The 12,637-nt window shown below is 70.3% G+C and carries 7 protein-coding genes; all 7 read right to left on the reverse strand.

The window, feature by feature from the left end; all coding sequences use genetic code 11:
- Nucleotides 1-905 precede the first annotated feature (905 nt).
- The gene (locus tag DKM19_RS40540) at nucleotides 906-1,244 is read right to left on the reverse strand and encodes an Lsr2 family protein (RefSeq protein ID WP_089212165.1); all 339 of its coding nucleotides are present in this window, start codon (nucleotides 1,242-1,244) and stop codon (nucleotides 906-908) included.
- 355 nt (nucleotides 1,245-1,599) lie between these two features.
- Entirely contained in the window at nucleotides 1,600-5,352 is a 3,753-nt protein-coding gene (locus DKM19_RS40545; protein ID WP_110703448.1) for a UvrD-helicase domain-containing protein, read from the reverse strand.
- 28 nt (nucleotides 5,353-5,380) lie between these two features.
- Nucleotides 5,381-5,539: a hypothetical protein gene (locus tag DKM19_RS50210; RefSeq protein WP_162642124.1), complete on the reverse strand. Its 159-nt coding sequence runs from the start codon at nucleotides 5,537-5,539 to the stop codon at nucleotides 5,381-5,383.
- 48 nt (nucleotides 5,540-5,587) lie between these two features.
- Nucleotides 5,588-8,743, reverse strand: a complete 3,156-nt coding sequence (locus DKM19_RS40550) for an ATP-dependent DNA helicase (protein ID WP_110703452.1) — start codon at nucleotides 8,741-8,743, stop codon at nucleotides 5,588-5,590.
- 231 nt (nucleotides 8,744-8,974) lie between these two features.
- Nucleotides 8,975-11,767, reverse strand: coding sequence for a CDP-glycerol glycerophosphotransferase family protein (locus tag DKM19_RS40555; protein WP_110703455.1), 2,793 nt, complete (start codon nucleotides 11,765-11,767; stop codon nucleotides 8,975-8,977).
- Between the two features lie 171 nt (nucleotides 11,768-11,938).
- Nucleotides 11,939-12,259, reverse strand: a complete 321-nt coding sequence (locus DKM19_RS40560) for an MGMT family protein (protein WP_089212169.1) — start codon at nucleotides 12,257-12,259, stop codon at nucleotides 11,939-11,941.
- Nucleotides 12,247-12,615 carry a hypothetical protein gene (locus tag DKM19_RS40565; protein WP_110703458.1) on the reverse strand — a complete coding sequence of 123 codons (369 nt, stop codon included), beginning with the start codon at nucleotides 12,613-12,615 and terminating at the stop codon, nucleotides 12,247-12,249. The genes DKM19_RS40560 and DKM19_RS40565 overlap by 13 nt, the downstream gene beginning before the upstream one ends.
- Between the last annotated feature and the right edge of the window lie 22 nt (nucleotides 12,616-12,637).

Here is a 12,637-nt window from a genome sequence, read left to right on the forward strand (position 1 = left end):
ACTCCCGGCCGTCGCCGCGTTTCAGGTGGCCGGTACGGCTCGGGCATCTCACTCCCACCGCGTTCCGAATGGCGAATGTCGCGAGTAACGGCCTACGCCATCGGCAGGCGGCGGCGAAATCGGAGTGAGTCCCCGACAATCGCGAATACCTGGCGCGACCATGTGCGCAAGCCGGAGAAACGGAGGCCATGATGGTTGACGCTTCTTATCGATATATCCGCATTTCCGACCCGTTCACGGCGATTGTCGCCGCGGTCGTCGCCTTGACGTCATCAAAACGATCTTGATGTTCCCGGATGAGGCGCTGCGCAAACCACGATGGCGACTTCTCAACCCGGTCACGGTCCGCGAGTGACATCCGACCCTGGCGCCGACGGCTCCGGCGACGGTCCGTTCACGGATCCGCTTGGCAGGCCTCTCCGCGAATTGCCCGGGAACCGGCCCTTCCGCCGCCACACGCTTCCGGCGAAAAACTCTCCGCCGGAACGGCTCCATACGGCGGCACGGCGTCCGTTCCCTTCTTGGACAATGAATGAAAACCTCGAGGCAATCCGTCGCCGATTTTGAACCCCCGACCTTGGAGACACTCTTCTTACTCATCACGCATGCGACAGAAATGAGGATTCTCTCGCATTCATCACGGGTAAGGCGAATTCAATCATCGACGGGTGCGCGCCTGTCGATCATTGACCCGACGGCCCGGCAGGCATGGAGATTGCCTTCTGCCGGACGTCCGCTCCCCTGCGCGCCTTTCCATGTTTCCGTTGGCATTCGCAATTGCCACGACGCGCCCGCGCAGATCGGACCCGTTGTCCGCCGCTCCTTCGGGCAACGAAAAAAGCCCCCTCCTCCGGAGAGATCCGGAGGAGGGGGCTTTTACAGCCGAGCTCGGTAAGAGGACTTACCTAGTTGGCCGCTTCGTACTGCTCGACGATCTTCGCCGCAATCCGGCCGCGCTCGCTGACGTTCAGACCCTGGTCCTTCGCCCACGTACGAATCGCGCTGCTCTTCTCGCGCTCGAGCGCCCGGCCGGAGACGTTGAGCTTACGACCACGCCCCGGTCGCTCCTGGCGGACCGGACGAGCAGCGTTGATGAACGGTGCGAGCGCCGCGCGCAGCTTGTCTGCGTTCGAGCCTGAGAGATCGATCTCGTAGGACGAGCCTTCGATGGCAAAGGCAATGGTTCCCTCTGCCTCGCTACCGTCTAGGTCATCTACAAAAGACTCCACGATCCGCTTGGCCATGATCGTTCTCCAAATGATGTTTAGGTGTTGGCGATACCTTAGCGGTTCCGCCAGGTGCTTCGGGCCAAAGGGGCTTAGTCTCCCTGAGGCGCTCCCTCTGTCATTGCAATTCCATGCGGGCAGAGAGGGACCCGACGCCCTCGTGCAACAGTGACGGCTGGATCCGACTGCTCCACTAATCTACTCGCCTTCAATGCCGCCCTCTCCCAAAGCAAGATGGAGTGGGGTCATTTAACGCCGAGCGTTATAGGCCCAGAGCATGTCCCGCCCGTGCTGGAAGCCGGACGAAGTCACGTCCGATTTCATGCGGGCGGCCCGTGCCGCGGCCCCGGAGACGACAACCGGACGCCCCGGTTCAGCCCAGTGCGGGCACCGACTCGACGAGCGCGATAAGGCCACGCTCGTCGAGAAGGTTAACGGGCCGAACCGTCTCGTTGAGGCGAACGTAGTGGAATGCCGCGCTCACATGGTCCAGGGGGATGGCGGCCAGATGGGACCATGCCAGGCGATAGGCGGCAAGCTGGACGGAGGCGGCGGCCTCGGCCTTCTTGCCGTTGGGGCGCCGGCCGGTCTTCCAGTCGACCACCTCGTAGCGGTCTTCCGAGACCTGGAACACCGCGTCCATCCGGCCCCGGATCAACCGGTCGGCGATCATCGTCTCGAACGGGACCTCGACGTCCAGAGGTTCCCTGCCCGCCCACTCACTCTCCTCGAACCGGTCGCGCAGCTCGTCGAGATGCGCGTCGGTCTCCTCGAAGTCGTCGGACGCGCCGGGCAGCTCGAACTCGTCCATCAACCGCTGCTGCCCCCAGCGGGACTCCAGCCAGCGGTGGAAGGACGTCCCCCGGCGGGCCAGGGGGGTGGGCTTCTTGGGCACGGGACGGCGGATCTGCCGGGCCAGGGCCTTGGGGTCGGAGGCCAGCGTGACGAGCGACGAGACGGTCAGGTGAGTGGGAAGCTCCACCCGCCCGCTACCGCGCCGCCGATTCATCTCCCGTTCTCTCAGCAGGAGCTCGGTGTCGCGCTCCCAGGCCTTGGCCCGCTCCCTGTCCCATCCCCGTAGCTCCGGGAAGGCCGCGGCGCGCTCATTCTCGGGCTCCTCGAACTCGCGCTCGTACTCGGAACCGGCCGGATCGCCCCGCCGCGCGGGGAGCACCGGTCCCGGCTCCCCGTGGTCCCGGGCTTTTCCGAAGTCCTCGAAGCCCTGGGGATCCCCGGAGTCCCGGGGGCGCTCCGAGGCCTGGGGATCCGGGAGATTCTCAGAGGCCCGGAGCTCCCGGGGTTCCCGAATGCCCTCCGGATCCTGGCCTTCCCGCAGATTCGCGGGGTCCCGGGAGTCCTGAAGGTCCTGGAAGTCGTCGGGCTCCTCGAATACGGGGCCGTCCTCGTCGTCCGGAGCCTCGGGAAAGGGGATGTCCTCGTCGTCCGGGACCTCCGGAAAGGGGACGTCCTCGTCATCCGGAGCCTCCGGGAAAGGAACGTCCTCCCTCTCCGGATCAAAACCGGCCGGATGGCTCCGCCCGGCGGGGGAGATCGGCGCGGCACCGGCGAGTGCGGCGAGAGCGGATTCGACCATGGTGGCGCCGTCGAGGACGGCCCCGTACCGGAGACCGTCCGGCGTGACGGGCCAGGTGGACTCGGCGGGCTCGGTGAGGAGGGGGTTGGTGGCGCCCTCCTCCGCCTCCGGGGCCCAGAAGGCCACGCGGCCGCAGGTGTCGCGGGTCTCCACCAGGAAGTCGGAGGGCTCCAGCGGTTTGGCCGCGCTGCCCCACCGGTAACCGGAGGCGATCAGGAGGTAGTGCGCCCGGGTGACGGCCACGTAGGCGAGGCGGCGCTCCTCCATCAGGTCGCGGTCACGGCAGCGCTCGTCGAAATCGGCCAGTTCCTCCTTGGCCAGCCCGGCCAGTCCGGGCAGGTCGGAGGCGTCTCCGCGGAGCTGGTAGGGCAGTTTGCGCGGGTTCTCCGTCCACTTGGGACTGGCCGCCGCGCGGGCGGGGAACACCGTGCCGACCGTGAGCGTGCCGGCCTTCGACAGCGCCTGCGACATGCCGGGCACCACGACGACCGGCCACTCCAGGCCCTTGGAGGCGTGGATGGTCATCAGCTTCACGCTGTTGCTCTCTCCCACCCGCCCGGCGTCCAGGCCGTTCTCCTCCTCGTCCGCCGCCTTCAGGAACGCCAGGAAGGCGCCCAGCGTGGGGTCCTCCGAGTCGCCCGCGAACCGGGCGGCGGCGTCCAGGAAGGCGTCCAGGTCCGCGCGGGCGGCGAAGGCGCCGATGGCCGTCCCCCGCGCCGCCACCTCGATGTCGAGATTGAGCCTGCGCTCGATCTCGAGGATCAGGTCGGGGAGGGGCTGACCGGTGTGGGCACGCAGGATCCGCAGCTCCTGGGCCATGGCGACCAGCCGCACGCGCGCCAGGGGCGAGAACAGGTCCTGCCACTCGGGGCGGTCGGGCAGTTCGTCGAGGGCGTCGATCAGGCTGCCGCGCTCCTCGGCCATGTCCGCCACGACCTGGTCCAGCGGGTCGGCCACCGGCGACGCGCCGTCCCTGGTCTCCCGGTTCAGCTCGCGCGCCCGCTCACCCAGCTCCTTGAGGTCGGCGGGGCCGATCCGCCACCGCGGTCCGGAGAGCAGCCGGACCAGAGCGTCTCCCGCGGTCGGGTCGTAGAGCGCGCGCAGGGTGGAGACGATGTCGGAGACCTCGGGCACGGCGAGCAGGCCGCCCAGCCCGACCACCTCGACCGGGATCCCCCGGTTCTCCAGCGCCTTGCGCAGCGCGGGAAACTGCGAGCGCTTCCTGGCCAGGATCGCCACGTCGTGGGGCTGCACGCACTGCGGGCCGCCCCACGCGCTCTGCTTGGCCTTCTTGCGCTCGCCCTCGCCCCACGGCATGCCGTCGGGTGCGGTCTCGGCGCCCAGCACCTTGGCGATCCCTGCGGCGATCCACTCCGCCTCGTCGTCTGCGGTCTCGTGGAAGGCGCACACCACCCGGCCGCGCTCGATCCGGTTGCCGCCCGGCACGAGCACCGGCACCTCCCTGGCCTCCATCCGGAGCGGGATCTGCAGCCGGGCGGCGACGTCCAGTACGGCGTCGCCGTTGCGGAAGCTGACCGAGAGGCGGCGGACCGGAGCCGGCTCTCCGGCGGCGGTCCTGAAGTCGCGGGGGAACCGGGTGAGGTTGCCCGCCGAGGCTCCGCGCCAGCCGTAGATGGACTGGCAGGGGTCGCCCACGGCGGTCACCGGATGGCCGCCGCCGAACAGCGCGCGGAGCAGCACGAGCTGGGCGTGGCTGGTGTCCTGATATTCGTCCAGGAGGACGACGGCGAACCGTCCCCGCTCGATCTCGCCGACCTCGGCGTGCTTGGCCGCGATGCGGGCGGCCAGCGCCATCTGGTCTCCGTGGTCCACGACCTCGCGGCTGCGCTTGAGCCGGCTGTAGGCCTCGACCAGCGGCAGCAGCTGCTCCCTGGCCCGCTGGGTGGCCAGCGGCCTGCGCTGGTCCTTGACGGGCGTGCCGGGCAGCTCGCCGTACCGCTGGGCGAGCCAGGCCCCGACCTCCCGGACGTCCTGCGGGGAGCGCAGGTGCTCGGCCAGCTCCCCCGCCAGCTCCAGCACCGCCCGGGTGACGGTGGCCGGACCCCATTCGATCTGCTCCATCGGCCCGTCGTAGGCGCTGACCACCCGCCCGGCGAGCTGCCAGGAGACGGCCGGGGTGACCAGGCGCATGGTCGGCTCCAGCGCCTCGCGCAGGGCGTGGTCGGTGACCAGCCGGGCCGCGTAGGCGTGGTAAGTCGAGATGGTCGGCTCGCCCTCCATCAGCTCGGCGGGGACCTGATTCGCGGCGACGAGGCCGTTGAGCCGCTCGCGGACACGGATGGCGAGCTCTCCGGCGGCCTTCCTGGTGAAGGTCAGGCCGAGCACCTGCTCAGGACGGACCAGGCCGTTGGCGACCAGCCAGACGACCCGCCCGGCCATGGTCTCGCTCTTGCCCGACCCTGCCCCGGCCACCACGACCATCGGTTCGAGACCGGCCTCGATCACGTCGGCCTGCTCGGGAGTGGGTGGCAGGATCCCCAGCTTGGCCGCGAGCTGGATCGGGTTCAGCACGCGGTGACCCCGCCGCGGACGGCACGACTCACAGCATCAGCACTCTCACCACGGACGGCGCGACACACACCACGAACACTCTCGTCGCGGACGGCACGGCCCACAGCAGGAGCACCCTCACCACGAACAACACGACGCACACCCTCACCACGGGCGACACGGCCCACAGCAGGAGCACCCTCACCACGGACGGCGCGACTCAGCGCGGGGACGGCCTCGCGGCCGGTGGTACGGCTCAGCACACCTGATCTCCGTTCTTGCTGACCGGGCAGCTCGCCCGCACAGCGCAGGTGCGGCATCCATCGTTGACCTTGGCCTGGAAGAACGGCCCGGACATGCCGATCGCCACGGTGTCGACCATGTCGCGGGCCCAGCCGGGATTATCGTCCTCCCCCAGAGGCTGCTGCGCCTGCTCTTTGGCGCCCTTCTTGCCCGCGGCGTCTCCCACCTGGACCAGGGCCGCACCGCCCGGCTCTGTCATCCCGTGCCGCTGGAAGGCGCCCAGCAGCGCGGCGAGCTGGTAGACCCCGAGCTGGGGATGGCGTTCGAGCTCGGCGTCCTTCGGCCCGTTCTTACCGGTCTTGATGTCGATGATCACGGCTCGGCCCTCGCCGTCGCGCTCCACCCGGTCCACCCGGCCCTTGATCTGCACCCCCTCGGAGACCATGGCCGTGAACGCCTCCTCCAGGCCGACCAGCTCGCGGGGGTTGTCCTGGTGCCAGCGGACGAACTTGGAGATCATCTCCTCGGCGACCTTGCGCTGCTTGCGGTTGTACCAGACGCCGCCGAAGTCCAGCTCGTGCCAGACATCGTCCAGGCGCTTGCCGAGGGTGTCCTCGGTGGGCATCCCGGTCGCCGCGAGCACCGCCAGCGCGTGGATGACCGTGCCCAGGCCCCGGGCCGCGTCGGTGCCGCTCGCCCCCACCGAGGTCTCCAGCAGCCAGCGCAGGCCGCATTTGCTGAAGCTCTCCACCGCCGAGGGCGAGATGCGCACGATGTCGTCGGGCCAGCTCAGCGGGCGATCGTCGGAGATCGGGGTGAGGGCGTACCAGTCGTTGGGGTGGGCGCCGGGCACCCCGGCGGCGGCGAGCCTGGCCAGGTGTTCGGCCGCGGTCCTGCGGAGCGGGTCGGGCCTGGTGGGGTCGGAGACCGCCGAGCGCAGGTCCGCGACCAGCGCGGACATGCTCAGCCAGCGGGAGCGCTCGTCGATGCCGGTCTCGTCGGTCGACCCGGGCACCAGCTCGGTGATGAACCGGGAGGGCCGCTCCTCGGCGTCCTCTCCGCCCACGGCGGTGACGATGAGCCGCTTCCTGGCCCTGGTCGCGGCCACGTAGAACAGGCGGCGCTCCTCGGCCAGCAGCTGGGAGGCCAGCGCGGCGGAGACGGCCGCCGGGTTCTCGTGCTCGGAGCCCTCGGCCCTGGCGACCATGTCGTCGGTGCTCAGGATGGATCCGCGCAGCCGCAGGTCGGGCCAGGCGCCCTCCTGGACCCCCGCCACGACCACGACGTCCCACTCCAGACCCTTGGAGCGGTGCGCGGTCAGGATGCGGACCGTGTCTCCGTCGGGGGCCCGCTCGGCGAGGGAGTCACCGGCGATCTCCTGGGCGACCAGGTCCTCCACGAACACGTCGACGCCGGCGTGCGGCAGTCGGTCCACGAACCTGGCCGCGTGGTCGAACAACGCCACCACCGCGTCGAGGTCGCGGTCGGCCATGGTTCCCCGGAAACCGCCCCTGACGCTCGTCTCGGTCCACTTCACGGCCAGCTCGGTGGCCTGCCAGACGGTCCAGAGCACGTCTTCCGCGGTGCCGCCCTGCCGTACGGCCTCGGCGGCGCCGGCGATGAGCTTCGCCAGCCGCTCGGCGGGCAGCGCGACCTGGGGATCCACCCTGACCAGCTCCCGCACGTCCTTCAGCGCCGCGACCAGCAGCTCGCCCGACGAGCGCGGCTCGGCGGCGTCACGCTCGGCGGAGTTGTCCACCAGGTCACGCTCGTCGGGGTGCGTCAGCGCCTCGTGCTCGGCGATCCGCAGGGTACGGCGCAGGCGGCGCACCCCGATCATGTCGGTGCCGCCGAGCGCGCCGGTCAGCAGCTCCTCCGCCAGCGCCTCGTCGAGGATCTCCGGATGGAGCGCGACCTGGATCAGCCTGATCAGCGGCCGCACGCCCGGCTCCTGGAACAGCGGCACCTCGCCGCCGCCGACCACGACCGGCACCCCGGCCGAGACCAGCGCCCGGCGCAGCAGCGGCACCTGGCGCGTCGCCGACCGCACCAGCACGGCCATCCGCGACCAGGGGACGCCGTCCAGCAGGTGCGCCCGCCGGAGCGTGTCGGCGACGACCGCGGCCTCCTGGATGGCTCCGTCGGTCACCAGGACCCGGACGTCGCCGGGTTCGGTGTCCGGAAGGGGTTTCAGGTCCCGGTGCGCGGCGCCGCCCGGGGTGGCGGGCAGCCGCGCGGTGATGCGGCGGGTGGCCTTCAGAAGCTCGGAGCCGCTACGACGGCAGACGCGCAGCGCGATGACGGGCGCCTTCTCCCCCGCCGCGTCACGGAATCTATCCGGAAATTTCATGATTCCGCGGACATCGGAGCCGCGGAAGCCGTAAATCGACTGGTCGGGATCGCCGACCGCGATGAGGTCGCGCCCCTCCCCCGCCAGCTGCTGGAGCAGGAGCTCCTGCGCCGGGTCGGTGTCCTGGTATTCGTCCACGAAGACGGCGTCGTAGGCGGACCGCTCGCGCTGCCGCACCTCGGGATCGTTGAGCAGGGCGGCGGCGGCGCGGATCAGCTCCGAGTAGTCGAGCACCGGCTCCAGATCGAGGTCGAACCTGGCCTGGTAGCGGTCGGAGAACCGCCCGGCGGCCACCCAGTCGGCACGGCCGTGGCGGCGGCCCAGCTCGACCAGCTCGGCGCCTTCGAGACCGCGCTCGGCCGCGCGGGACAGGAAGTCGCGGAGCTCGGAGGCGAAGCCGCGGGTCTTGAGCGCCTCGTGCATGTCGTCCGGCCAGTGCGCGGCGCCGTCCTCCAGCTCGCCGTGGAGCAGGCGGCGGATCTCCAGAAGCTGCTCGGGACCGGTCAGCAGGCGGGGCGGCACCCCTCCGGCGAGCACGGCCTCGCGGCGGAGCAGCGCGTAGGCGTAGCTGTGGAAGGTGAGGGCGAGCGGGGTGCGGGTGGTGCGGCGCATCCGGCCGGTGATGCGTTCGCGCAGCTCCTCGGCCGCCTTGCGGCTGAAGGTGAGCACGAGCACCCGCTCGGGATCCACGCCGCGGCGCTCGATCCTGTCCACCACGGTCTCCACGATCGTGGTGGTCTTGCCGGTGCCGGGCCCCGCGAGCACGAGCAGCGGGCCGCCCTCGTGGGCCACCACCGCCCGCTGGTGCTCGTCCAGCACAGGGGCAACAGCTCTCCCCGCATCCTCACGACGCACCAGTCGCCAGCCCTGACCACTCACAACTCGCCATTCCACCAGATCTCGGACGATGATCGTGCCGAGTCGGGGTGTACGGCATGGCGGAGGCCCGGTTCCGAGAGCCGGATGATCAGCTCGTCAGGGTGTTCTCCGGTGCGAGGACCTGGGCCGGAGGTGCGGATCCCCTTTCGGGGAAGCCTCCGGCCCAGACGCTCAGGAGACGAAGACGTGGTCGACGACTCTTGCCGTCGCCTTGCCGTCGTCGCGGGGCGTGTAGACGCGCTGGAACCGTTCGTAACGCTCGGCGTGCTCGGCCGCCACCTCGTCGATCGTCCGTATGGCCTCGATCACATCCGCACTCGTGGTCAGCAGCGGGCCGGGGGCCTCGGCGGCCAGGTCGAAGTAGAGACCCCGCTTGGCCGAGTAGCGCTGCAGATCGTGGGTGAAGAAGATCATGGGCCGTCCGGTCACGGCGAAGTCGAACATGACGGACGAGTAATCCGTGATCAGCACGTCAGCGATCAACAGCAGATCAGCTATATCCGGATATGTCGTGACGTCGAGTCCGAGGCCGGCGGGCATGTTCGGCGCCGCCTGCATCGCGTGGGCCCTGATCAGGAACTCGTGACCGGGACCCAGCACCCGCCGGGCCTCGGCCAGGTCCAGCCGGAGCGTGGCGCTCTTGCGGTCGTAGTCACGCCAGGTCGGCGCGTAGAGGACCACCTTGACGCCCTCGGCGATGCCGAGCCTCCGGCGCATCGCCGCGGCCAGCTCCTCCCGCTCGGGCGACAGGAAGGCGTCGGTGCGCGGGTAACCGCTCTCCAGAACCTTGCCCTGGTAGCCGAACGCCTTGCGCAGGACCGGGGTCGCCCACGGACTCTGCGAGAGCAGCAGGTCCCAGCCGCGCACCTCGGCGACCTGCCGGTGCCACACCGGCGGCTTCGGGTCGCGGGACATGTGCGGAAGGTCGTTGCCGAGGCGCTTGACCGGGGTGCCGTGCCAGGTCTGCACGACCACCTGGTCCTCGCGTGCCCGGAACCACGGCGGGAGGAAGCCGTTGGTCACCACGTAGCGTGAGCGGGCGAGCACCGCGTAGTGCTCACGGCTGCCCGCGCGGACCACGGTCGGCTTGATGTCCGAGCCGAATCCGAGCTCCTGCGACCCCGGAGGCACGAACGCGCCGTCCTTGACCACCCAGATGTGCTCGCGATCGTCTCCGCGGCGCACCCGCTCCTCGTAGATCGCACGGACGTTGCCCTCGTACTGCCGGCCGTCGGAGGCGACGTACACGGTCGCGTCGGTCAGCTCGCGGCCCCGCTCGGCCGGGTAGAAGCCGCGCCGCAGCGAGTACAGGCCGCCGGCGCCCTTCTCGTCGTCGGGCAGGTTCTCGGCGACGGCCAGCACCGGCACGTCGAACCGGGTGGAGATCAGGCGATACTCCCGCCCGTCGCGGATCCTGGGGGCCTCGTCCAGCCCGTCGAGGATGGCGTGGTCGACGCGGACAGGGACGATCTCCCTGCCGTCGCGAACCACCATGCTCCAGCTGCCGCTGATCAGCGGCACGGTGTCTCCGAACCGGGGCATCGCGGCGGGCGCGAACCGTACCGAGAAACGGGAGTCGGCGCGCTCGAGCGGAACGGTGTAGATCAGTCCGGTCCGGTGCTTGAGCGACAGCTCCGCGGGGCCCGAGCCCGGATAGGAGCCCTCAAGGGTGAGCGTGCCGTTCTCGTCCCAGGTGGCCGCGGAGATGATCGGACGGATCCGGTGCGCGGAGACGATCACTCGGTCGCGCCGGTCGCGCAGCACCGTGATCTCCCGCTCACCGACGATCGAACGGCTCTCCTGCGCCTTGCCGAGCATGACGGAGGCGGCCGGATCTCCCTTGGGCTCGACCCAGAGCCTGCCTCCGTCGCGCTCCTGCAGCAGGGACGACACGGCGAGCGGAACGACGACGGCCGTGCCCCCCTCGACGGGGGTGAAGTCCGCGGAGATCCGGTGACCGTCCAGGCGCGCGTGGCCCTTGCCCGTCCCCTTGCCCGGCAGGAACACCGCCAGCTCCAGCTTCTCGCCCTCCAGCCGCACCCCGGTCAGCTCCGCCCGGGTGGGCTGCAGAACGATCTGGAGGGCGCGGTCGGAGGTCCAGACCGGGCGGACCCATCTGCTCGGACGGACCTCCAGACCCGAAGGACGCTCGGTGCGACCGCTGGAGGGGCCGCGGAGCAGGCCGGTGGCGCGGGCGCCCCGGCTCCAGATCACGATCTCGGCCCGCCAGGTGGTGGTGTCCTGTACGGTCGCCCGGCGGCGGAGCAGCCGCTTGGCGCCGCGCACGACGGCCCGCACGCCGGCACGCCAGCGCAGGGCCCACGGGTGCAACTCGGCGGTGAAGCCCGACCAGTCGTAGTTGCAGCCGGCCTCCTCCGCGCCGTAGGTCGCCTCGGGGTGGAAGACCCGGCGGGTGCGCAACCGCACCGGCGGCAGCCAGCGCGGGCCTCGCAGCACCACCGTCGCCCGGTTGAAGCGACGGCTTCGCACGGAGAGCCCGGCCAGATAGGCGTGGCCGCTGACACGCAGCTTCCCGTCGGACCAGGAGATGTCCTCGACCTGGGTCATCGGGATGAGGTCGGCGGCGCGCAGCCGGTACAGGGATTCGGGGAGCTCGTCCCGCAGCGGCAGGTCCGCATACCAGCGCAGGCTGGTGCGGATCCGTTTGGACGGTTCCGCGGCGGCCGTCGCGACCTTCTGCAGCGCGTCACCGTCCGCGAGGTCGTCTATCCCCCGGTGTTCGAGCAGGTGGAAGGCGATCCTGCGCGCAACCGGCAGATCACGCTTGACGCGTGCGTCCACACCGGCGATGTAGGGCTTGAAGAGCGTGACGAACTCGCGACGGCGAACGGCGCCGCGCTTGGTCGCCAGATCCAACCTCGAACCGAGCGGACCTGCCAGTGCGTCGGCGTCGAACCTGCGACGCTCACTCGGGTCCAGCCCTTCGGCCAGCACCGCCGCCATGATCAACTCAAGTGGTTCTCCCCGGTCGCAGAGATCTTGGACAGCCCGTAGACGGTCAGCGACGGGGTCGCCGCTGGCTCGTGCGGGTGTGGCGCCGGTGGCCATGGAGAAAGCACCGCCTTTCGACAGAGCGCTGTCCATGGCCATGGTAGTGGGATACGACAGGCCCGGTTACGCCGTGCTTTCCGGCCGTCCGTCCCACCTTGCGACGCGCATATCCGCGCGGGTTCCCCTCATCGGAGTCCCCTCCTGACGCCATCCGGCAAGACATCGCTGCTCATGGCCGGGAGGGGGGCTGCCGTCGGCGTGCACGACACGCCACCAGGGCACGCCGCCGCCCCAGACGGACATGACGCGGCCGACCTGACGCGGACCCCCCTCGCCGAGATATTCGGCGATGTCCCCGTAGGACATGACCATGCCCGGCGGAATGCGTTCGACCAGGTCGAGCACACGTTCCGCGTACGGGGTGGGGTGGCCTACTGACTCCATAGGGTCGGGCCGGCCGAGAGAATCTCGCCAAGTTTGCCGAATTCGTATGCCGCGGAGCCGTTCAGCTGCTCGACGAGGCCGTCACGGATCGCGTAGGACTCACCGTCCTCGCCGACCAGGCGTGCGCCGAGCAGGGAGGAGACCCGCGCCATCTGGGCCACCTGCCAGTCGGAGTCGGGCGTGCCCGACAGACAGCCGTTCCAGTCGGCGACGGCATGGATCTCGTCACCGTGCCGGGCCAGGACCTCGCCCGCTTCCTGCGAACCGCGGAACTCGAACCCCGCCTGCCCCAGCACAGTCGCGAGTTCCGCGAAGCCGAGAGGCGCAGGGCGCTCCACGCGCAACTCGTACCCCATGATCCGCGACCTTAGCGAACCT

Source organism: Streptosporangium sp. 'caverna' (genome assembly GCF_003203775.1).
GTDB lineage: Bacteria > Actinomycetota > Actinomycetes > Streptosporangiales > Streptosporangiaceae > Streptosporangium > Streptosporangium subroseum.